Source organism: Pseudonocardia sp. ICBG601, from assembly GCF_020496245.1.
The window spans coordinates 26,454-48,357 of the sequence record NZ_JAHLJA010000035.1; the positions used below are offsets into that span (position 1 = coordinate 26,454).

Genomic DNA, 21,904 nt, shown 5'->3' on the forward strand with positions numbered 1-21,904 from the left:
GCAGACCCGGCGCGCGCGAGACGGCGACACCGGTGGCACAGCGGGTCATCGGCGGGCGGCATCCCGCCGATGACCCCGGCCGCGGGCCCGTCCGGGGACGGGCCGCGACCGTGTGGGGATCAGACGGCGAACAGCTGCTCGGGATCGGCGAAGGCCTTGAACTCGAGCGCGTTGCCCGCGGGGTCGAGGAAGAACATCGTCCACTGCTCCCCCGGCTCCCCCTCGAACCGCACGTACGGCTCGATGACGAACCGCGTGCCGGCGGCGGTCAGCCGCTCGGCCAGCGCGCGGAACTCCGGGACGCTCAGCACGAGCCCGAAGTGCGGGACCGGCACGTCGTGGCCGTCGACGGGGTTGGTGCCGGCGACGCCCGCGCGCGGGGTGTCCGACGGCTCGCCGACCTGGTGGGTGACGACCTGGTGGCCGGCGACGTTCCAGTCGGTCCAGCGCTCGGCGGAGCGGCCGCGGGGGAAGCCGAGCAGGGTGCCGTAGAACTCGCGGGCCGCCTCGATGTCGTCCACCGGGATCGCCAGGTGGAACGGCGGGCGCACGGAGGTGACGATCGCGGCGGGTTCCGTGGTCGGTGCGGACACAGGGGTACCTCTCATCCTTCGGTGTCGCGCCCGGACGGGATGGCGTCCAGACGCAGGGGGTCCCCGGGCCGGAGCTGGCCGAGGAGGTCGATGTCGGCGTCGGCGACGACGCCGACCACCGGGTAGCCGCCGGTCACGGGGTGATCGGCGAGGAACAGGATGGGCTCGCCCGAGGGCGGGACCTGGACGGCGCCGAGCGGCACGCCCTCGCTGGGCAGCGACCGGTCGCCGACGGCGAGGGTGGCGCCGGTGAGCCGGATACCGACCCGGTCGCAGTGCCCGGAGACGCGCCACGGCGCGCGCCGGAGCAGGGCGCGGTCGGCAGGACCGAGGACACCGTCGCGGGGGCCCCAGTGGAACCGGACCCGGGTCGCGGGGCCGGGCAGCCGGGGCGCAGCGAGCTCGACCGGCACGGCGGGCGGCTCGCCCGGCACGGGGCCGAGCGGCAGGTCGACGCCCGGGGCGACGGCGGGCGGGCCGAGCCCGGTCAGCGAGTCCCGGGCGCGGGACCCGAGCACGGGGGCGGGTCGGATCCCGCCGCCGACGGCGAGGTAGCTGCGCAGCCCGCGCGGCGGGGTGCCGAGCCGCAGCCGCGCGCCGGCCGGGACCCGCACGCAGCGGGGGTCGGCGACCGGGCGGCCGTCGAGGGTGACCGGGACCGGGGCCCCGGTGACCGCGACCCAGCGCGGCACGTCGAGGACGACCGCGAGACCACCCAGGGTGACCTCGACGGCGGCCTCTCCGGGCCGGTTGCCGACCAGCCGGTTCGCGGTGGCGAAGGCGGCCCGGTCGACCGGACCGGACGCGGTGACGCCGAGATGCGCGAGCCCGGGGCGGCCCGGGTCCTGCACGCTGGCGCCCGGCCGGGCGTCGAGCACCCGCAGCCGCGGGCCGGGGCCGGGTCCCGCTGCGGGCGGGACGGTGGCGGCGCGGGCGGGCGGGTCGAGCAGCGCGGTCATGCGGGCACCTCCACGAAGCGGACGCGGTCGCCGAGCCCGAGCCGGTTGGGCGGGGTGGCGTCGACGTCCCAGAGGACCGCCGTGGTCGTGCCGATCTGGTGCCAGCCACCGGGCGTCCCACCCGGGTAGACCACGGTCTGGTTCCCGGCGATCGCGACCACGCCGGCCTCCACCCGGGGCCGCGGGGTGGACAGCCGCGGCAGCCGCAGCGCGTCGGGGAGCCCGTCGAGGTAGGCGAAACCGGGGGCGAAGCCGAAGAAGCCGACCTGGTGGGTCGCGGCGGCGTGCGCCCGGGCGACCCCGGCCGGGGTGGTCCCGAGCCGGTCGGCGACGGCGGGCAGGTCGGCGCCGTCGTAGCGGACACCGACCTCGACCGTCCGGGCCGGCGGGACGGGGGTGCCCGCGTCGGTGACGGTGGCGGTGACGTCGGGCGCGCCGAGGGCGAGGGTGCGCAGGTGGCGGCGCAGCGCGGCCATCCGGGTGCCGGGGCGCGCGACGACGAGCACGGTGGCCGCGGCCGGGACGACGTCGGTCACCCAGGCGTCCCAGCCGTCGGTCACGGCGCCGTCGGCGACCGCGCGCACGGTCCCGGGGAGGCAGTCCACGATCCAGGACCGGTCGCCGGCGCGGTGCACGGCGGGCGCGGTCACCGGGCCGCCCCGGCGAACGGGGCCAGCGGGGCCGCACCGCAGCCGATCCCCGCGGCGGACAGGGCGTCGCGGGCGGCGCGGGCCAGTGCGTCGGCGCCGGGAGTGTCGCCGTGCACGCACAGCGCGGCGACCGCGCCGCCGGGCGGGCGGACGCTGACGACAGTCCCGTCGACAGCGGTGACCGTCCCGTCGCGGGCGACCGAGACGGCGCGGGCGGCGGCCTCGGCGGGATCGCGGACCAGGTCACCGGGCCGTCCGCGCGGGACGAGACCCCCGGCCGCGGTGTAGCCGCGGTCGAGGAACGCCTCGGCGCGCGGCCCGAGACCGGCCGCGAGCGCGCGGTCCCACACCTCGGTGCCGGGCAGGCACAGCAACGGCAGGCCCGGGTCGACGAGCCGGACCGCCTCGACGAGGGCGTCGGCGTGGTCGGGGTGGGTGCCGGTGGCGTGGTAGAGCGCGCCGTGCGCCTTGACGTACCCGACCCGGGTGCCGGCGGACGCGGCGAACACCGAGAGCGCGCCGATCTGGTAGACGACGTCGTTGACCAGCGTGTCGCGGGCGACGTCGACGAAGCGGCGGCCGAACCCGGCGAGGTCGCGGTAGGAGACGTGCGCCCCGACCGCCACGCCGCGGGCCGCGCAGTCGTCGCAGGTGCGGCGCATGACGTCCGGGTCGCCGGCGTGGAAGCCGCAGGCGACGTTGGCGGCGTCGACGACGTCGAGCAGCGGTCGGTCGTCCGGCACCCAGGCGCCGAAGCCCTCCCCGACGTCGGTGTTCAGCGCGATCACCGCGCGTCCCGTACGGCCCAGAACGCCGACAGCTCGCCGCGGGCGGCCGACCAGGCCGCGTGCAGGCCGTCCTGGCCGCCGTCGATGTGGGCGAGCACGAGACGGCGGAGCTCGTCGGCGTCGCCGTCGGCCAGTGCCTGGACCATCCCGCGGTGCTCGTCCTGCACGCGGTCGTAGGCGCCGGTGCCGTGCACGTAGAACCGGGAGTACGGCTCCAGGCGGTGGTAGAGCCGGGAGATCAGCTCGTAGCGCAGCGGCAGCCCGGCGAGCCGGTACATGTCCAGGTGGAACGCGAGGTTGGTGCGCGACCAGGCGGCGGCACCGGTGTCGGTGACCCGGTCCATCTCGCCGGCCATGCCGTCGAAGCGGGCGACGTCGCGCCGCGACACCCGTTCCGCGACGTGCGGGGCGAAGCTGGGCTCGACCATCCGGCGCAGGTCGTAGATCTCGTCGATCTCGGCCAGGTCCAGCTCGGTGACGAAGGTGCCGCGCCCGGGCTCGCTGCGCAGCAGCCCCTCCCCCACCAGGGTGCGCAGCGCCTCCCGCAGCGGGATGCGGCTCACGCCGTAGCGGTCTGCGAGCTCCTCCTGCACCAGCCGGTGACCGGGCGGATACACGCCCTCCACGATCGCGCGACGCAGGGCGTCGACCAGCGCGTCATCCGATGCCATGCGTTCTGTATACGGTGGATCCAGCGTGTACGAAAGCCCCTGCCGTCGCGCTTAACAGGACCGACACCGCAGAACACACAGCAGGAACACACGGCAGGAGACACGGCAGGAGACACGGTCGCCGCGGCCGCGGCGGAGTGACCCGGGTCGCCCCGACATGACCGCGGAGCCCGCGGCCGCCACGATGGTGCGCATGGCCCGACCCGACCACGCCGTCTTCTTCAAGCGCTCGTTCTCGAAGATGGACCAGCTCGCGACCCCGTTCCTGACCGGGCGGCGGCTGTGCCGCCAGCTCGCCGGGGTGGTGCCGCGCGGCACGAACGGCGTCGTCGTCGAGCTGGGGGCGGGGCCGGGCGTGCTCGCCGAGCCGATCCGCGAGCGCCTCGGCCCGCACGCGCGCTACCTCGCGATCGAGATCGACGAGGAGCTGGTCGCCCACCTGCGCCGGCACAAGCCGTGGCTGGAGGTCGTGCAGGGCGACGTCGCCGACCTGGACCGGATCCTCGACGAGGCCGGCATCACCGAGGTCGACGCGTTCGTCTCGACCCTGCCGTGGGCGGTGTTCCCGCAGACCCTGCGCCTGCAGGTCATGGGGACGATCGCGCGCCGGCTGACCCCGGGCGGGGTGATGAGCATGATCATCACCTGGATGGCGCTGCCGAACCGCGTGCGGGTGCTGCGCGACCTGCTCGACACCCACTTCGACGAGGTCGTGGAGACCGCGACCGAGTGGCGCAACCCGCCGCCCGCCCGCACCTTCTTGTGCCGGCGACCGCTCCCCCAGTTCAACTCCCTCGGCGGGCAGGACACTCGCTCGGCGAGCTGACATGGTCGTCCCGCCCGGGGTCGCCGCCGCCGTCCCGCTGGCCGTCGTCGAGCGGCAGGGCACCGTCGAGTCGGTGCACCTGGGCACCGTGGCGGTGCACCACCCCGACGGCACCGTGACCGGCCGCGGCGACCCGGACGTGGTGTTCCTGCCGCGCTCGGCGCTCAAGCCGGTGCAGGCGGTGGCGATGCTGCGGGCCGGGCTGGACCTCGACGGAGAGCTGCTCGCGCTGGTCTGCGCCTCGCACTCCGGCGAGCCCGGCCACGTCGACGGTGTGCGGCGCATCCTCGCCGGCGCCGGACTCGACGAGACCGACCTGGACAACACCCCGGACCTGCCGCTGGGGGCGGCGGCCGCCGCGGACGCCCGCGCGGCGGGGACGGCGCCGTCGCCGGTGCTGCAGAACTGCTCGGGCAAGCACGCCGGGATGCTCGCCGCCTGTGTGGCCGCGGGCTGGCCGACGGCCGGCTACCGCGATCCCGCGCACCCGCTGCAGCGGCTGGTCCGGGACACCGTCGCCGAGCTGACCGGGGTGCCGGTCGGGGTCACCACCGTCGACGGCTGCGGCGCGCCGCTGTTCGGCAGCACCCCGGCCGGGCTGGCCCGGGCCTTCGCGACGCTGGCGACGGCCGCCCCGGACACCGTCGAGGGGCGGGTCGGGGCCGCGGTCCGCGCGCACCCGTGGTGGGTCGGCGGCACGGACCGGCCGGTGACCCGGCTCGCCGGGGCGGTGCCGGGCCTGGTCGCCAAGGACGGCGCCGAGGGCGTGCTGGCGGCGGCGCTGCCCGACGGGCGGGCGTTCGCCGTCACCGTGCTGGACGGGTCGCCGCGGCCGCTGCCGGTCGTCGCCCGCGCGGTGCTGGAGTTCCTCGGCGCCGGGTCGGCCGCGCTCACCGGGGCGACCCGCACCGATGTGCTCGGCCACGGCACGCCCGTAGGCGCGGTCCGCGCGCTGCTCTGAGCGGCCCGCCCCGCTCCGGGGACACCCCGGCCCCCGCTCCTGCGCGGGCACCGGGTCAGCCCGCGCCGCCCGTACGCGCGTGGTCCGCGGCCCGGCCGAGGCGGGCGGCGACCGCGTCGAGGTGCTCGACCAGCTCGACCGGTTCGACCACCTCGAAGTCGACGCCGAAGAAGCACAGCCACACCGCCAGCGACTCCAGCGTCCAGGCCCCGGCCGCGAGCTCGCAGCGGTCCCCGCCCAGGTCGGTCACGATCCCCGACGCCGGGGTGACGTGCTCGGCGATCCGCTCCGCCGGGGCGTGGAACACGATCCGCGCCCGGTGCGGGTAGGCGCCGGAGGAGATGCCGCGCTGGGCGAACGCGGCGATCCCGCCCTCTGGTTCCGGGCGCGGGGTGAAGCGGGGCCCGGCCGGCAGCTTCGGGCGCATCCGGTCCACCCGGAAGGTGCGGCGGTCGTCGCGGCCGGTGTCCCAGGCGACGAGGTACCAGCGGCGCCCGGTGTGCACGAGCCCTTCCGGCTCGGCGATCCGGCGGGTCTCGGTCCCGTCCCCCGCGACGTAGTCGAACCGGAGGACCTCGTGGTCGCGGCAGGCGGCGGCCAGCGCGGACAGCACGTCCGCGTCGACGGTCGGGCCGCGCGCGGCGAGTGTCGAGGTCGCGGTGCCCAGCGCGGCGACGCGGCGGCGCAGCCGGTTCGGCAGGACCTGCTCCAGCTTGGCCAGGGCCCGGACCGAGGTCTCCTCGATGCCCGAGACCGACCCGCCCGCGGCGGTCCGCAGCCCGACCGCGACGGCGACGGCCTCGTCGTCGTCGAGCAGCAGGGGTGGCAGCGCGGCCCCGGCGCCGAGCCGGTAGCCGCCGGTCACCCCGGGTGTGGAGTGGACCGGGTAGCCGAGGGTGCGGAGCTTGTCGACGTCGCGGCGGACGGTGCGCACGTCGACCTCGAGGCGCTCGGCCAGGGCGGGCCCCGTCCAGTCGCGCGGCACCTGCAGCAGCCCGAGCAGGCGCAGCAGCCGCGCCGATGTCCCCATCACGACGACCAGTGTGCCCCCGATCGCGGTCGGTTCCTGTCCTGGTTGCGGGTCGGCGAGCCCGCCCCGACCCCGGGGTGCCCGGACCGGCCGTCTACGGTCGCCGCCGTGGACACGAGCGAGCGGTCGGCCGGTACGTGCGGATGGTGGCCCTGGAGGGACAGGGGACCGAGCTGGCGGGCGCGCTGCTGCGGGTCGCCGACGACATGGCCGCCCAGCCCGGCTGCCTCGCCTACGTCGTGAACGCCACCCCCGACGAGCCCGACGTCGTCTGGGTCACCGAGATGTGGTCCGACGCCGCGTCGTCGGAGGCGGCGCTGAGCCGCGACATCGGCGAGAGCGGGCTCGGCGACGTGCTGGCGCTGCTCACCGCGCCGCCGGACTACATCGAGGTCACCCCGCTCGGCGGGCCCGGTCTGGCCGGCCTGCCCGGCTGAGCGCCGGGCCGGCCGGACCGGCTCAGTCGCGCTGCTCGGGGCACTCCTTGCGGGCTCGCAGCGACCCGGCGTGCGCGGTCGCCGTCGGGTCGCCCTTGGTCTTGATCAGGCTGGCGACGGTGACGATCGCGAGGATCCCCAGGATCACGACGAGGCTGACCATGGTCGGGATCTCGGGCACGGCCGGCGAGATGTCGACGTGCAGCCAGTGCAGGATCAGCTTCACGCCGATGAACGCGAGGATGACCGCGAGCCCGGCCGACAGGTAGACCAGCCGGTCCAGCAGACCCTTGACCAGGAAGAACAGGGCCCGCAGACCGAGCAGCGCGAAGGCGTTGGCGGTGAAGACGATGAACGCCTCCTGCGTCACCCCGAACACCGCGGGGATCGAGTCCAGCGCGAACAGCAGGTCGATGCCGCCGATCGAGACCAGCACGATGAACATCGGGGTCGCGACCCGGCGGCCGTTGTCCCGGGTGAACAGCTTCCCGCCGTGGTACTCCTCGGTGACCGGGAAGAGCTTGCGCGCGCCCTTCACTACCATGTTGTCCTCGATGTCGGGGTCCTCGTCCTTGTGCCGGTAGAGCTGCACCGCGGTCCACAGGAGCAGCAGACCGAAGACCAGGAACATGAAGGAGAACAGGTTGAGCAGCGTCGCCCCGACCGCGATGAAGATCGCACGCATGATCAGGGCGAGCACGATGCCGAAGGTCAGCACCTTGTGCTGGTGCTCCTCCGGGACCGCGAACGTCGTCATGATCACGACGAAGACGAACAGGTTGTCGACCGACAGGCTCTTCTCGACGATGTAGCCGGTGAAGTACTGGGTGCCGAAGTCCCAGCCGTGCATCGTCGCGAACACCAACCCGAACACGATCGCGATCGCGATGTAGAACACCGACCACGCGGTGGCCTCGGTGAATCCCACCCGGTGCGGCCGCAGCCAGCCCAGGACGAGGTCCAACGCGAGCAGCGCGACGATCACGCCGATCGTGACGGCCCATTCGAGGCCGCTGATCTCGAGCACCGGAGGTCCTCCTGCAGGTCACCGCACCGGCCACGGTGGCCGGTCGCGGAGCGCACCATATCGGGCAGTCAGGACACCGCGCCCGTCGTGAGGCCGGGCGCGGACGACGATCAGCCCTTCGGACGCGCCGCGAAGACCCCCTCGGCGGGGAACGCGCCGTTCGCCAGAGCAGTCCGGACGAACGCCCCGCCGAGGTCCCCGAGCCGCGCGGCCCCGTCGGCGCCGAGTGCCGTCCACGGCGCGGCGCCGAGGTGGTGGGTGTCGTTCTCGATCCGCTTGCGCAGCGCCGTGCCCTCCTCGGTCAGGGCCGGTTCGACGGCGTCGTCCTCGGCCGTGTCGGCCGGCTGCAGCAGGCCGCGGTCGGCGAGTCCGGCGACGGCGGCGTTCCACTCGGCGGCCGACCAGCCGCGGCTGCCGCGGGCGAAGGCCACGGTGAACCCGGTGCCCGTCGCGGTCGCGGTGACCAGGGCCTCCAGCCCGGACAGCCCGGCCTCGACCAGCAGCGCGATGTGCCCGTCGCCGCGGTGCTCGCGCAGGATCGACAACGCGTGCCAGAGGACCAGGTGCGGCGCGGTCGGCCAGGGCACGTCGAGGTGCCCGGCGGCGAGCGGACGCCCGTCGGGGGTGACGGCCTCGGCCGCGGTCCGGGCCAGCCCGGCGGCCTCGGCCATCTCGGGCGAGGCGACGGCGTCGTCGCCCAGGGTGCGGCGCAGCGAGGCGTCGGCGACGGCGAACCGCACGTCGAGCAGATCCGAGGGGGACGCCAGCTCCCAGGCCCGCGGGACCGACTTCGCGACCAGCCTCGGGGAGAAGTTGTAGAACGTCGCGGTGACCACCGACGGCCCGACCGCGCCCATGGGCGCAGCGCGCGGGGCGAAGTAGCTCATCCGGCCCGGTTCCAGCCCCGCGGCGGTGTAGGCCGGCTCGGCCTCGGCGGCGAAGTAGACCTGGGAGTGCAGTGGTTCCAGCCCTCGGGCGAGGCGCCCGGCGGCGACGGCGGTGTCGTTCATGACCGCGACGCTAGTCGGGAGGATCTGAGGATGCCGAGCAGTGCCGGCTCACCCACACGGACACACTCTGCGTGACATGATCATCACGCAAAGTGTCTCCCGGCTAGCGTGGCCGGGCCATGCCCCCGCCCCTCGACGACCGGCCCGCCGACCCGCCGCTCCCCGCGCCCGGCCCCGCCGGACCGGCCGCACCGCCGGTCCTGCCGGTCTCGCCGGTCCCGTCCGACGGCGGCCGGCGCCCGGCGCACCGGCCGGCGCCCGTGGCCCGCCGACGGCTGCGCGACCTGCTCCGCACCCCGGTCCAGATCCTCGCGACGACCGCGGCCGGGGTCGGTCTCCCGCTGCTGACACTGGACGCGGCCTGGCGGCTCGGGACCGACCTGACCGGGCCGGCGTACCTGGTCGTCGTCGCGGCGCTGGTCATGACGGCGACGACGGTGTGGCTGGAGGGCCTGCGTGCACTGCGCCCGTACCGTCCCCCGGCAGCGCCCGCCGCGCCGTGGCCGCCCGCGGTGCTGGTCGTCCCGGCGTACCTGCCGAACGAGGCCGGGACCATCCTCGACACCGTCTCGCACGCCCTGGCCCAGGACTATCCCGGCCCGCTGACCGTCGTCGTCGCCTACAACACCCCCGGTCCGCAGCCGGTGGAGGCGCAGCTGCGGACCCTCGCCGCGGCCGACCCGCGGCTGGTCGTCGTCGAGGTGGCGGACTCGACCACGAAGGCACAGAACGTCAACGCGGCGCTGCGGGCCGCCGACGGCGAGGTCACCGGCATCCTCGACGCCGACCACCACCCGGCACCCGACGCGCTGCGCCGGGCCTGGCGGGCGCTGTCGCACGGCGCCGACGTCGTGCAGGGGCACTGCAGCGTCCGCAACGGCACGGCGTCCTGGGTCGCCCGGACGGTCTTGGTGGAGTTCACCTGCATCTACGGCGTGAGCCACCCCGGGCGGGCCGGGCTGTTCGGGTTCGGCCTGTTCTGCGGCTCCAACGGGTACTGGCGCACCGAGGCGTTGCGCGCGACCCGGATGCAGGCGCAGATGCTGACCGAGGACATCGACGCATCGGTCCGCGCGCTACTGGCCGGGCGGCGCTGCGTCGTCGACCCGGGCCTGCTCTCGCGCGAGCTCGCCCCGCTGACCGTGCGCGCCTGGTGGCACCAGCGGCTGCGCTGGGCACAGGGCTGGTTCCAGGTCTCGCGCCGGCACCTGCGCACCGCGCTGCGCACCCGTGGGCTGCCCGGACGCGCCCGGCTCGGGCTGCTGTTCCTGCTGGGCTGGCGGGAGCTGTGCCCGTGGGTGACCCTGGCGATGGTGCCGGTGCTGGCGTTCGGCCTGCACCACCACGGTCCCGGCGACGTCGTGCCGCTGCTGCTCGCGACGACGGTCTACACCCTCGCCGTCGGCCCGGGCCAGACGCTGCTCGCCTGGCGGGCGGCGCCGCCGGAGCTGCGCCGGCCCGGCTGGTTCCTGGGGTACCTGCTGCTCTCCCCGCTCTACGTCGAGCTGCGCAACGTCGTCGCCAGGGTCGCGCAGCTGCGCGAGCTCACGGGCGACCGGACCTGGGTCATCACCCCGCGGAAGGGGCGCTGAGCGCACGTCACGCCGTCCGGCCGACGCCGGGGCGTTCACCCGCTGATCGGCGCCACGATCGCGAACCGCTCACGCGGAATCCGCCGCGGCGGCCCGACCGGGCTGCTACCGCTTCGCCCGTGCAGCGCGACACGGACCACTCCCGCGACACCGACGACTCCACACCAGGCGACGGACCCGGCCGGGACCTGAGGGACACCCCTGTTCCGCGAACTCGCTTACCGGGAGGCTTATTCAGGGACGCTCAACAGACTGCTGCGTTGAGACGCTGGCCTGGGGAAGCGCCTTGCTTCATGATCATCCTGAATAAGCCTCCGGGTAAGCGAATTCGGGGAACAGGGTCCCCGGAGCCGTCGCACGGCCAGGGCCCCGGCAAAGTCGCTAGATGATCTTGTAGGTGGTCAGTGGTCGATGGGGGTCGCGGGCGTGGTGGCGGAGTGCTGCGGCGATGTTGCTGACGCCGTGCAGGCGTAGCGCGGTGATCGCGAGGTTCCGCAACGCCGACATGACCTGCGGGGCGTGACCGGTGTGGGCGGTGGCGCGGTCTTCGTCGAAGCAGACATCACGGACCCAGTGCAGGCGATTCTCGATCGACCAGTGCCCACGGATCCAGCGGGCGAGCAGTCCTGGATCGGCGTCGGTGCTGGTCAGGCTGGTGATCGCGTAGGCGGTCTCGGTTCTCCACTTCCCGCCAGGCCGCAGTGGGCGACGCCGGCGCACCAGCTTGATCGCCTGGGATGCGTGGGGGAAGAACTCTGCGCCCAGGTCGGGACAGGGGTGCAGGCTGACCACGCTGATCGTGCGGGTCTCGACGCGGCCGTGCCCACGCCCGCGTTGACGATCAGCGACGCCGATCTGGGTCCAGGGCAGCGCCCGTACCCGTGCCAGCAGCGTGGGCTGGTTCGCTTTGATCGTCATCAGGTAGTGCCCGCCGCGGCGGTGTAGGTAGTCGGCGTGGGCTCGCTGGGTGTGCAGAGCGTCCGCGGTGACCAGTACATCGTCGAGGTCGAGGGGGTCGAGCAGCGCGGTGAACGCGGTGATCTCGCTGCCTTTCTCTGCGACCTGAACCTGGCCGAGCACGCCACCGCTGGTCTGGTCGAGCACCGACACCAGATGCGGGAGCCAGACCCTGCCGTCGGCGGCACGGACGCGGGCGCCGCGCAGGGTCTTGCCGTCCAAGGCCAGCACGCGGCGCTGTTCTCGCCGGGGTGTGCCCTCCGGGGCCGGCTGGGCGCTGAGCTGGGGCAACACCCAGGACTGCAACGCCGCCTCCAGCGCCGAGGCGTCGACCCGTTGCAGGACCCGGCGGATGGTCGACTCGTGCGGAGCGACCGCGCCCACCCCGAGCACGTCCAGCACGGCGCGGCCGACGTCATGGGCGTACTCGGCGATCGCGGTGAACGACCGGGCCCCCGCCAACACCGCGCACGCCCCCAGTAGCAACACCGCGAGGACACCGTGGCGGACACCGCGTGGTTTCCGCGGGTCCGGCACTCGCGACAGGGCCTCCACCAGCGACAACCCCGCCGCCTCACCGACCGGCGCGGCTCTCCCCGCGTCAGGACCGACCTCCAGGCCTTCCAGAGCAGCAACGATCGGAGACACTGACACTGCGGACACAGGCTTCCTGACGTGAGCAAGGATTCGACACCCTCATGATCACGCCAAGCCTGTGTCCGCACCCACCCCCACCCCCCACATCACCGCAGCTCAGGACCCACCCATCACGACTTTGCCGGGGCCCTGGTCGCACGGCGGGGCGCCACCGGATCCGGGCGCCACACGCGGCCACGGCGGCCACGGCAGTCACGGGGCCGGGGCCGGGACTGAACGGCCAGGCGCGGAGCCCCCGCCGACCCCGCCTCCCGGTGAGGAGGCCGACCGAGTTCGCTTACCCGGTAAGCGAGTTCGGCGGGAGACCCCTCCGGTGAGCCCCGGCCCCACCACCGGGCCGGAGGAGGACCGACGGACGCGAGCCGAGACCGCGGAGGCGCTCGGACCGCTCCTCGCCCGGGCGGAGCTGCTCGGCTTCTACCGGATCCGATCCGTCGCCGAGCGCTTCGGGCTGACGGTGCACGAGTACACGGTGCTCGCCGAGCTGCTGCTCGCCCGCCGTACCATGACCGGCGCCGAGGTCGCGGAGACCGTCGGACTCGCCACCGGGGGCACGACCCGGCTGCTCGCACGGCTGGAGGAGCGCGACCTGATCGAGCGCGAGCCGGACCCCGACGACGGCCGCCGACTGCTCGTCCTGGTGACCACCCGGGCCCACGAGATCCTCTGGGACGACGTCACCGACACCGGTGCCCGGCGGATGGTGACCGGCGTCCCGGCGGAGTGGGTCGACTGGTTCCGGCCGGTGGCCGGGCGGCTCCTCGACGTCGCCGTGCGCCGGACCCAGGAGATGCGCGACCGCGAGCACCGGGACCGGGTCCGACGACGGCGGCACCAGCAGCGGGCCGCGGAACACTGAGAGCGTGTTTGGAAATGGTGGGTGTGTCGGGATGGTCGACACGGCTGGGGTGCTCCATCGTGGTCGGCATGCAGGAACGACCGCGCCGGTACCCCTCGGACACCAGTGATGCCCAGTGGGTGGTGATCGAGCCGTTGTTACCGCCGCTCGCGCGGCGGGGGCGGCCTGTTGCTCATGCTCGTCGGGACGTGCTGGACGCGATCTTGTATGTCGTGCGGACCGGGTGTGCCTGGCGGGCGTTGCCGGTGGACTTCCCGCCCTGGCAGACCGTCTACTGGTACTTCAACCAGTGGGAACAGCAGAAGGTCACCGAGAAGATCCTCCCGGTCGTGCGGGGGCAGTTACGTATCGCCGAGGGCCGTGATCCGGAGCCGAGTGCGGGGATCATCGATTCCCAGTCGGTCAAGGGCGCCGACACCGTCGGCCAGGACTCCCGCGGCTACGACGCCGGGAAGAAGACAGGCGGACGGAAACGGTTCATCGTGACCGACACCCTCGGTCTGCTGCTGACCACGATGGTGTGCTCGGCCTCGGTACAGGACCGCGACGGCGCCAAGCCGATCCTGCTCAACCTCTACCTGCGCACCAGGGTGCGGTTCGTCTACGCCGACGCCGGCTTCGCCGGGCGACTGCTCGACTGGGCCGCCACGATCCTGCAGACAACGATCGAGATCATCCGCAAGCCACCCGAGCAGCGCGGATTCACCGTCCTCCCACGAAGGTGGGTGGTCGAACGGACCCTGGCCTGGCTCACCGCACACCGACGCCTGGCCCGAGACTACGAACGCCACCCCACCACATCCGAAGCCATGATCCGCTGGGCCGCGATCAACACCATCACCCGCCGCATCGCCCGTGGATACCCCGCCACCCGCCAGCAGAAACACACGACACCCTCAACCCACTAGAATTTCCAAACACGCTCTGAGGCCCGCGGCACGGGGGACACGGCACCGGGAGGCACGACACCCGGTCTCACGACACCGGGGGCACTGCACCCGGGGGGACGACACCGGGGCTCCGGACCGTCGCTGCTCAGTCCGACCGCGCCCACCCCGTGCTCCGCTGCACCGCGCGGCGCCAGTTGTCATGCTCGCGGCGGCGCAGGCCGGGGTCCATCGTCGGCTCCCAGGCGGCCGCCCTGTGCCAGTTGCGGCGCAGCACCTCCGGGTCCGGCCAGTAGCCGACGGCAAGGCCGGCGGCGTAGGCCGCGCCGAGCGACACCGCCTCCGAGCCCAGGGGACGTTCCACCGTGAGGTCCAGGACGTCGGCGACGCACTGCATGAGCAGGTGGTTCGCGGTCATGCCGCCGTCGACCTTCAGGCGGGTGACGGGCAGGCCGGAGTCGGCGTTCATCGCGTCGAGCACCTCGCGGGTCTGCCACGCGGTCGCCGCCAGCACCGCGCGGGCGAGGTGTCCACGGTGGATGTAGGAGGTCAGGCCGACGATCACGCCACGGGCGTCGGGGTACCAGTGCGGGGCGTAGAGACCGGAGAAGGCGGGGACGACGTAGCAGCCGCCGTTGTCCGGGACGGTCAGTGCGAGCGTCTCGATCCGGGCCGCCGTGGAGATCATGCCCAGGGCGTCGCGGAACCACTGCACCAGCGAGCCGGTCATCGCGATGGAGCCCTCGAGTGCGTAGACCGGGTGGTCACCGAACAGGTACCCGACGGTCGGGATCAGCCCCGCCTCGGAGCCCGGGATGCGCGAGCCGGTGTTCTTCAGCAGGAACGCGCCCGTCCCGTAGGTGCACTTCGCCTCGCCGGGTGCGAAGCAGGTCTGGCCCACCAGCGCCGCCTGCTGGTCGCCGAGCGCACCGGCCACCGGCACCCCGTCCAGCAGGCCCGCGCACCGGCCGTAGACGCGCGCGTTCGGCACGATGGTCGGCAGCATGCCCCGCGGCACCCGCAGCGCCGAGCACAGCGCGTCGGACCACTCCAGCGTGCGCAGGTCCATCAGCATCGTGCGGCTGGCGTTGGTGACGTCGGTGACGTGCACGCCGCCGTCGGGGCCGCCGGTGAGGTTCCAGATCAGCCAGGACTCCATCGTCCCGAACAGGACCTCACCGCGTTCCGCGCCCTCGCGCGCGCCCGGCACGTGGTCGAGCAGCCACTGCAACCGCGGTCCGGCGAAGTAGGTCGCCGGACCGAGCCCGCTGATCCGGGCCCAGCGGGCGGCGTCGGTGTCGGCGGCGAGCCCGGCGACGATGTCGGTGGTCCGGGTGTCCTGCCAGGTGATCGCCCGCGCCAGCGGGATCCCGGTGCGCCGGTTCCAGATCACCGTCGTCTCGCGCTGGTTGGCGATACCGAGCGCGACGACGTTCTCCGGGCCCAGGCCGGCCCGGCGCAGCGCCGCGGGCACCACCCGGGTCACCGCCCGCCAGATCTCCGACGCGTCGTGCTCGGCGCGGCCCGGGCTCGGGAAGTGCTGCCGGTGCTCGCGCTGGGCGACCGCGACCATCCGGCCCGAGCGGGTGAACAGCAGGCAGCGCGTCGACGTCGTCCCCTGGTCGATCGCGGCCACCACCCGCTCCCCCGCCGACAGGCCGCTCACGTCAGCCCCTCCAGCCCGTCGGCGATCTCGGCGGCCGCGGAGACCAGCTCCACGACCACCTCCGGCCGGGCGCGGCCGTCGGCGGCGAACAGCTCCTCCACCGGGGCGCCACCCCCAGCGCCGCGACGGTCAGCCCGCCCCCGCTGCGCACCGGCACCGCGAGCCCGCCGACGCCCGGCTCCCAGCCGCCGGCGTCGGCCGCCCAGCCGCGCCGCCGCGTCGCGGTCATCTCGCGGGCCAGCGCCGCCGGATCGGTCACGGTCGCCCGGGTCCAGGCCGCCAGCGGCTCGACCGCCCGCACCGACGCCGGCGCGAACGCGAGCAGGCACCGGCCCCACGCCGTCGCGTGCAACGGCTGGGTGGTGTTGGTCCGCAACCGCTGCGGCGTGTCGTCGGGCCGGAACACGTGGTGCACCACGTCGACCCCGGCGCCGTCGGCGGACGGCACGCCCAGGTAGACCGCGCAGCCGGTGCCCGCCGCCAGCGCGTCGGCCCAGTTCATCGACCGCGCGCGCAGGTCGTGCCGGTCCCACGGGGTGCCCAGCCGCCCCAGCCCCTCGCCCAGCAGGTAGCGGCCCGACGACTCCTGCGCCACCAGGCCCTCCTCCCGCAGGGTGCGGAGCAGCCCGTGGGCCGTCGGGCGCGGCAGATCCAGCGCCGCCGCCAGCTCGGCCAGTGCCAGCGGAGCGCCCCGCGCCGCCGAGCAGCCGCAGCAGCGCCGCCGCCCGCTCCACCGACTGGATCGCCCGTGCCACGCAGCGATCGTAGGCCGTCCGGGCGCCCGACGGACTCGATCATGGGCCGATCGACCCGCAACGTTCGGCATCGTCGAACGGATCGCGTTGCCCACCGACGCGCACGCTCCTAGCGTCGCGCAGCACATGGCGGGGCCGCCCGGTCCCGTGAGGGGGACTCACCAGGAGGGGGTTCGATGACGAGCTCCGAGAACAGCGCGGGCGATCCCGCACCCGCGGCAACGACCACACGCACGACCCCGGCGACGGCGAAAGGCGCCGTCGCTGATCGGCGAGCTGAGCGCCGAGTTCGCCGGGACGATGATCCTGATCCTCTTCGGCGTCGGCGTCGTCGCGCAGGTCGTCACCACACCCGACGGCTCGAAGGGCGGGCTACGACTCGATCGCCTGGGCTTGGGGCTTCGGCGTGATGCTGGGCGTCTACGTCGCCGGCCGGATCTCCGGCGCCCACCTGAACCCGGCCGTCACGCTCGCGTTCGCCGTCTACGAGGGCTTCCCGTGGCGGAAGGTCGCGCCGTTCGTGCTGGCCCAGACCCTCGGTGCGTTCGTCGCCGCGCTGATCGTCCGGTTCGTCTACGCCGACTTCATCCGCTCGGTCGACCCGAACCTGACCGACACCCAGGGCATCTTCTCGACCTCGCCGGGCGACCCGACGACGATCACGACGGCGTTCTTCGACCAGGTCGTCGGCACCGCGATCCTGGTGTTCGTGATCTTCGCGCTGGTCCACCCGCGCAACAAGGGCCCGCTGTCCAACATGGCCCCGTTCATGATCGGCATCCTGGTCGTGGGCATCGGCATGGCCTGGGGCGCGAACGCCGGCTACGCCATCAACCCGGCCCGCGACTTCGGCCCGCGCCTGGCATCGTGGATCACCGGGTACGAGACCGCGTGGGTCACGGTGACGGCACGCCGTACTGGTGGCTGCCGATCGTCGCGCCGCTGGTCGGCGCCCTCGTCGGCGGCGGCCTGTTCAAGCTGCTGATCGACCGCTACATCCCCGTCGAGGACGCTCCGCAGGAGGTCGGCGACGTGCGCTGACCGCACCCGCCCCCACCCCCGAACCACCCGCTCGAGACACACAGGAGAACTCATGGCCGAGTTCGTCGGCGCCGTCGACCAGGGCACCACCTCCAGCCGCTTCATGATCTTCGACCACAGCGGCAACGAGGTGGGTCGCCACCAGCTGGAGCACGAGCAGATCCTGCCGCAGGCCGGCTGGGTCGAGCACGACCCGATCGAGATCATCGAGCGCACCAACACCTGCCTGCAGCAGGCGCTCACCAAGACCGGACTGTCCGCGTCCGACCTGGTCGCGCTGGGCATCACCAACCAGCGTGAGACCACCGTCGTGTGGAACCGGCGCACCGGGCGCCCGTACTACAACGCGATCGTCTGGCAGGACACCCGCACCGACCGGATCGCGACCGCACTCGACCGCGACGGCCGCGGTGACGTCATCCGCCGCAAGGCCGGTCTCCCGCCCGCCACCTACTTCTCCGGCGGCAAGATCCAGTGGATCCTGGAGAACGTCGACGGCGTCCGCGAGGCCGCCGAGAACGGCGACGCGGTCTTCGGCAACACCGACACCTGGGTCATCTGGAACCTCACCGGCGGCACCAACGGCGGGCTGCACGTCACCGACGTGACCAACGCCAGCCGCACCATGCTGATGGACCTCGAGAGCCTCGACTGGGACGACGAGCTGCTCGGCTTCTTCGGCATCCCGCGGCAGATGCTGCCGGAGATCAAGCCGTCGTCGTCGGCGACCGCGTTCGGGAAACCCTCGCGAACGGCCCCCTCGGCGGCGAGGTCCCCATCACCGGTGACCTGGGCGACCAGCAGGCGGCGACCGTCGGCCAGGTCTGCTTCGCCCCCGGCGAGGCCAAGAACACCTACGGCACCGGCAACTTCATGCTGCTCAACACCGGCACCGAGCTGGTCCGCTCGGAGTCCGGCCTGCTCACCACGATGTGCTATCAGTTCGAGGGCGAGCGTCCGGTCTACGCGCTGGAGGGCTCCATCGCGGTCACCGGCTCGGCCGTGCAGTGGCTGCGCGACCAGCTCGGCATCATCTCCGGCGCCTCGCAGTCGGAGTCGCTGGCCCGCCAGGTCGAGGACAACGGCGGCGTGTACTTCGTCCCGGCGTTCTCCGGCCTGTTCGCGCCGTACTGGCGTTCCGACGCCCGCGGCGCGATCGTCGGCCTGTCCCGGTTCAACACCAACGCGCACCTGGCCCGGGCCACGCTGGAGGCGATCTGCTACCAGTCCCGCGACGTCAGCGACGCCATGACCAAGGACTCCGGGGTGACCCTGGAGACGCTGAAGGTCGACGGCGGCGTCACCCAGAACGAGCTGTGCATGCAGATCCAGGCCGACGTGCTGGGCGTCCCGGTCTCGCGGCCCGTCGTCGCCGAGACCACCGCGCTCGGTGCGGCCTACGCGGCCGGGCTGGCCGTCGGGTTCTGGAAGAACACCGACGAGCTGCGGGAGAACTGGAACGAGGCCCGGCGCTGGGAGCCCACCTGGTCCAGGAGCAGCGCAACGAGGGCTACGGCCGCTGGAAGAAGGCCGTCGAGCGGACCCTGGACTGGGTCGACGTCCAGTAGGACCCCCCGCCCGGTGTCGCCCTCACCACACGTGGGGGCGACACCGGGCACACCCGCGATCGGACGGGTGTTCACCGGGTAGTCCCCCGGCAGGACAGCCGCGAGCACGAACCACTCAGGAAGGTCTGATCATGAAATCGGTGGCGCTCTCCCCGGAGGCCCGTACCACGGCGCTGCAGGCGATGGGCGACCGCGAACTGGACGTGCTCGTCGTCGGCGGTGGCGTCGTCGGCGCCGGTGCAGCCCTCGACGCGGCCACCCGCGGTCTGTCGACCGGACTGGTCGAGGCCCGCGACTTCGCGTCCGGCACGTCGAGCCGTTCCTCCAAGCTCATCCACGGCGGCCTGCGCTACCTGGAGATGCTCGACTTCCGCCTGGTGGCCGAGGCGCTGCAGGAGCGGGGGCTGCTGATCCAGACCCTCGCGCCGCACCTCGTCCGCCCGGTGCCGTTCGTCTACCCGCTCAAGCACCACGTGTGGGAGCGCTTCTACGCCGGTGCCGGCGTCGCGCTCTACGACTCGCTCGGGCTGCTGTCGGGCCGGGCCCGCGGCCTGCCGCACCACCGGCACCTCACCCGTCGCGGCGCCCGCAAGGTCGTGCCGTCGCTGCGCAAGGACGCCCTGGTCGGGGCCCTGGAGTACTACGACGCCCAGGTCGACGACGCCCGCCACACCATGGAGATCGCCCGTACCGCGGCCGCCTATGGCGCGCACGTGGCGACCCGGCCCGCGTCGTCGGGCTGCTGAAGGACTCCGGCCGCGTGATCGGCGCGACCGTGCAGGACCTGGAGTCCGGCGACCGGTTCGACGTCCGCGCCAAGGAGGTCATCAACGCCACCGGGGTGTGGACCGACGACACCCAGGGCCTCGCCGGCGAGCGCGGCCAGTTCAAGGTGCGCGTCCAAGGGCATCCACCTGGTCGTCCCGCGCGACCGGATCCGCGGCGACGCCGGGCTGATCCTGCGCACCGAGAAGTCGGTGCTGTTCGTCATCCCGTGGGGCCGGCACTGGATCATCGGCACCACCGACACCGACTGGGACCTGGACAAGGCGCACCCGGCGGCGAGCGCGGCCGACATCGAGTACCTGCTCGCGCACGTCAACGAGGTGCTGGAGCAGCCGCTGACCCACGAGGACGTCGAGGGCGTCTACGCCGGCCTGCGCCCGCTGCTGCACGGCGAGTCCGAGGCGACCTCGAAGCTGTCCCGTGAGCACGCCGTCGCCACCCCGGTTCCCGGGCTGGTCGTCGTGGCCGGGGGCAAGTACACGACCTATCGCGTGATGGCGCGCGACGCCGTCGACGCGGCCGTGCACTCGCTCGACGCGAAGGTGCCCGCCTCCTGCACCGAGAAGGTCCCGCTGCTCGGCGCCGAGGGCTTCACGGCGCTGCGCAACTCGACCCACCAGCTGCCGCGCGCAGCGGTCTGCACCCGGTGCGGATCGAGCACCTGCTCGGCCGGTACGGCTCGCTGATCGACGAGGTCCTCGACCTCCTCATCGCCGACCCGACCCTGGCCGAGCCGCTCACCGGCGCGGAGGACTACCTGCGGGCCGAGGTCGTCTACGGCGCCTCGCACGAGGGCGCGCGGCACCTGGAGGACATCCTCGCCCGCCGCACCCGGATCTCGATCGAGACCTTCGACCGGGGCGTGGGTGCCGCCGAGGAGACCGCGAAGCTGGTCGCCCCGGTGCTGGGCTGGAACGACGAGCAGATCGCCCGCGAGGTCGACCACTACGTCAAGCGGGTCGAGGCCGAGCGGGAGAGCCAGAAGATGCCCGACGACGCCACCGCCGACGCCGCCCGCCTCGGCGCGCCGGACGTGGTCCCGGTCGTCGGCTGAGCACCGCCGTCCTCGCGTGAGCGAACCCGAGCGGACCCCGGACGGGCGGTACATCGTCGTCCGGGGCCGCCGGTGGCGCGCCCCCCGGCGATCCCCGACGACGTGCGGTCCGCGCTGCAGCAGCACCTCGGGAAGGCCCGCGCCGAGATCGGAGCGGGGCGGCGGACGGCGACGACGACCGCGTCGCCGCCGCCCAGGACGCGGGTGTCCGCCGCCAAGCACGGCCTCGGCGAGCGCGGCACCCCCTGGTGGGACCTCGACGACGACGCCCGCCGCGAACGCTGGGAGACCGCGCTGCGCGACCTGGCGGACTGATTCCCCGGACGGCCCTGTCGAGGACCGGACCTGTCCGCGATCGGTCCTATCGTCGTTCCCGTCGGACCGGGATCGCCCCGGTCCGCGGACCCGAGAGGCGGCCCCGGATGAACGCCACCGACGAGAAGCAGGTCCTGACCGGCGAACGTGCCGAGCTGATCGCCACCCTGGAGCGCCACCGTGGCTTCCTGCTGCAGACCGCCGACGGCCTGACCGAGCAGCAGGCGCGCACCCGCAGCACGGTCAGCGCACTGACGATCGCCTCGCTTCTCAAGCACGTCGCGGACACCGAGGAGCAGTGGTTCCGCTTCGCCGTCGAGGGCGCCGCCGCGTTCGGCGAGGTCGACGTCTACAACGACTCCGTCGACTGGGACGCCGTCGACGCCGAGGCCGACGCCAACGGCGGCGACTGGTCCGCCTCCGGCGAACAGTGGGTGGACACCCGGTTCGTCCTGGCCGACCACGAGACCCTGGAGCACCTGCGGGCCCGGGTCGAGCAGGTCGCCGCACGCACCGAGGAGGTCCTGCGTACCGCGGACCTGGACAGCGCACATGCCCTGCCGGTCGCCCCCTGGTTCGAGCCGAACACCTCCTGGTCGGTGCGCCGGGTCGCGATCCACATGCTCGCCGAGATCAGCCAGCACGCGGGCCACGCCGACATCATCCGCGAGGCGATCGACGGCGCCCGGACGATGGGCTGAGCCCCGGGCACGACGGCCCGTGGGCACCGGGGCGGCGGCGGCCGGGACGACCCGGGCGAACGTCGCCGAACGGATCCCGGGCGGGTTCGACGCATGCGTGCCGACCCGCCCACC

The 21,904-nt window shown here is 73.9% G+C and carries 18 protein-coding genes and 5 pseudogenes; 11 read left to right on the plus strand and 12 right to left on the minus strand.

Features of this window, described 5'->3' with window-relative positions:
* Window positions 1-119: 119 nt before the first annotated feature.
* The 5 genes from KPL57_RS13230 to KPL57_RS13250 are packed head-to-tail and all read right to left on the minus strand — an operon-like array spanning window position 120 to window position 3,661.
* Window positions 120-593, minus strand: coding sequence for a VOC family protein (locus KPL57_RS13230; protein ID WP_226351833.1), 474 nt, complete (start codon window positions 591-593; stop codon window positions 120-122).
* Between the two features lie 11 nt (window positions 594-604).
* Window positions 605-1,552 carry a biotin-dependent carboxyltransferase family protein gene (locus KPL57_RS13235; protein WP_083695674.1) on the minus strand — a complete coding sequence of 316 codons (948 nt, stop codon included), beginning with the start codon at window positions 1,550-1,552 and terminating at the stop codon, window positions 605-607.
* Entirely contained in the window at window positions 1,549-2,202 is a 654-nt protein-coding gene (locus tag KPL57_RS13240) for a carboxyltransferase domain-containing protein (RefSeq protein WP_226351834.1), read from the minus strand. The genes KPL57_RS13235 and KPL57_RS13240 overlap by 4 nt, the downstream gene beginning before the upstream one ends.
* The gene (locus KPL57_RS13245) at window positions 2,199-2,987 is read right to left on the minus strand and encodes a LamB/YcsF family protein (RefSeq protein WP_226351865.1); all 789 of its coding nucleotides are present in this window, start codon (window positions 2,985-2,987) and stop codon (window positions 2,199-2,201) included. Before KPL57_RS13245 ends, KPL57_RS13240 begins: the two co-directional genes overlap by 4 nt.
* Entirely contained in the window at window positions 2,987-3,661 is a 675-nt protein-coding gene (locus KPL57_RS13250) for a GntR family transcriptional regulator (RefSeq protein ID WP_226351835.1), read from the minus strand. Before KPL57_RS13250 ends, KPL57_RS13245 begins: the two co-directional genes overlap by 1 nt.
* A 157-nt stretch (window positions 3,662-3,818) precedes the next feature.
* Here KPL57_RS13250 and KPL57_RS13255 point away from each other — a divergent pair, with 157 nt between their 5' ends.
* Together KPL57_RS13255 and KPL57_RS13260 are read left to right on the plus strand one after the other, a co-directional pair.
* On the plus strand, window positions 3,819-4,487 hold the full coding sequence (locus KPL57_RS13255) for a class I SAM-dependent methyltransferase (RefSeq protein ID WP_083702270.1): 669 nt from the start codon (window positions 3,819-3,821) through the stop codon (window positions 4,485-4,487).
* Between the two features lies 1 nt (window position 4,488).
* Window positions 4,489-5,448 carry an asparaginase gene (locus KPL57_RS13260; protein WP_226351836.1) on the plus strand — a complete coding sequence of 320 codons (960 nt, stop codon included), beginning with the start codon at window positions 4,489-4,491 and terminating at the stop codon, window positions 5,446-5,448.
* A gap of 55 nt (window positions 5,449-5,503) precedes the next feature.
* Here the strand turns inward: KPL57_RS13260 and KPL57_RS13265 are convergent, their stop codons facing one another.
* Entirely contained in the window at window positions 5,504-6,481 is a 978-nt protein-coding gene (locus KPL57_RS13265; protein ID WP_226351837.1) for a YafY family protein, read from the minus strand.
* Between the two features lie 140 nt (window positions 6,482-6,621).
* Here KPL57_RS13265 and KPL57_RS13270 point away from each other — a divergent pair, with 140 nt between their 5' ends.
* Window positions 6,622-6,915 carry a putative quinol monooxygenase gene (locus KPL57_RS13270; RefSeq protein ID WP_218622273.1) on the plus strand — a complete coding sequence of 98 codons (294 nt, stop codon included), beginning with the start codon at window positions 6,622-6,624 and terminating at the stop codon, window positions 6,913-6,915.
* A gap of 22 nt (window positions 6,916-6,937) precedes the next feature.
* Here the strand turns inward: KPL57_RS13270 and KPL57_RS13275 are convergent, their stop codons facing one another.
* The gene (locus KPL57_RS13275; protein ID WP_226351838.1) at window positions 6,938-7,942 is read right to left on the minus strand and encodes a TerC family protein; all 1,005 of its coding nucleotides are present in this window, start codon (window positions 7,940-7,942) and stop codon (window positions 6,938-6,940) included.
* A gap of 110 nt (window positions 7,943-8,052) precedes the next feature.
* Entirely contained in the window at window positions 8,053-8,952 is a 900-nt protein-coding gene (locus KPL57_RS13280; protein ID WP_226351839.1) for a hypothetical protein, read from the minus strand.
* A 119-nt stretch (window positions 8,953-9,071) separates the two neighbouring features.
* Between KPL57_RS13280 and KPL57_RS13285 the strand changes: the two genes are divergently transcribed.
* Window positions 9,072-10,544 carry a glycosyltransferase gene (locus KPL57_RS13285; protein ID WP_226351840.1) on the plus strand — a complete coding sequence of 491 codons (1,473 nt, stop codon included), beginning with the start codon at window positions 9,072-9,074 and terminating at the stop codon, window positions 10,542-10,544.
* Between the two features lie 381 nt (window positions 10,545-10,925).
* Here the strand turns inward: KPL57_RS13285 and KPL57_RS13290 are convergent, their stop codons facing one another.
* Window positions 10,926-12,149: an ISAs1 family transposase gene (locus KPL57_RS13290; RefSeq protein WP_226350739.1), complete on the minus strand. Its 1,224-nt coding sequence runs from the start codon at window positions 12,147-12,149 to the stop codon at window positions 10,926-10,928.
* Window positions 12,150-12,471: 322 nt separating this feature from the next.
* On the opposite strand from KPL57_RS13290, the gene KPL57_RS13295 reads away from it, so the two are divergent.
* A complete protein-coding gene (locus KPL57_RS13295; protein WP_226351841.1) occupies window positions 12,472-13,017 on the plus strand; it encodes a MarR family winged helix-turn-helix transcriptional regulator in 546 nt (181 codons plus the stop codon).
* Between the two features lie 14 nt (window positions 13,018-13,031).
* Window positions 13,032-13,941 (plus strand): annotated as a pseudogene (locus KPL57_RS13300) (IS5 family transposase); the annotation flags it as partial.
* A 111-nt stretch (window positions 13,942-14,052) separates the two neighbouring features.
* Here KPL57_RS13300 and glpK (KPL57_RS13305) read toward each other — a convergent pair.
* The 3 genes and pseudogenes from glpK (KPL57_RS13305) to KPL57_RS72090 form a co-directional block, all read right to left on the minus strand.
* Window positions 14,053-15,570, minus strand: coding sequence for a glycerol kinase GlpK (glpK, locus tag KPL57_RS13305; RefSeq protein WP_226351842.1), 1,518 nt, complete (start codon window positions 15,568-15,570; stop codon window positions 14,053-14,055).
* Window position 15,571: 1 nt separating this feature from the next.
* Window positions 15,572-16,165, minus strand: a complete 594-nt coding sequence (locus tag KPL57_RS66405) for an IclR family transcriptional regulator C-terminal domain-containing protein (RefSeq protein WP_308252865.1) — start codon at window positions 16,163-16,165, stop codon at window positions 15,572-15,574.
* Window positions 16,166-16,207: 42 nt separating this feature from the next.
* Window positions 16,208-16,453, minus strand: a pseudogene (locus KPL57_RS72090) (hypothetical protein); the annotation flags it as partial.
* A 172-nt stretch (window positions 16,454-16,625) separates the two neighbouring features.
* On the opposite strand from KPL57_RS72090, the pseudogene KPL57_RS13315 reads away from it, so the two are divergent.
* The 5 genes and pseudogenes from KPL57_RS13315 (at window position 16,626) to KPL57_RS13335 (ending at window position 21,790) form a co-directional block, all read left to right on the plus strand.
* Window positions 16,626-17,366 (plus strand): annotated as a pseudogene (locus KPL57_RS13315) (MIP/aquaporin family protein).
* A 52-nt stretch (window positions 17,367-17,418) separates the two neighbouring features.
* Window positions 17,419-18,934 (plus strand): annotated as a pseudogene (glpK, locus tag KPL57_RS13320) (glycerol kinase GlpK).
* 131 nt (window positions 18,935-19,065) lie between these two features.
* Window positions 19,066-20,774, plus strand: a pseudogene (locus tag KPL57_RS13325) (glycerol-3-phosphate dehydrogenase/oxidase).
* A gap of 72 nt (window positions 20,775-20,846) precedes the next feature.
* Complete coding sequence (locus KPL57_RS13330) at window positions 20,847-21,089, plus strand: hypothetical protein (RefSeq protein ID WP_226351844.1); 243 nt, start codon at window positions 20,847-20,849, stop codon at window positions 21,087-21,089.
* Window positions 21,090-21,196: 107 nt separating this feature from the next.
* Complete coding sequence (locus KPL57_RS13335) at window positions 21,197-21,790, plus strand: DinB family protein (protein WP_226351845.1); 594 nt, start codon at window positions 21,197-21,199, stop codon at window positions 21,788-21,790.
* Window positions 21,791-21,904 lie beyond the last annotated feature (114 nt).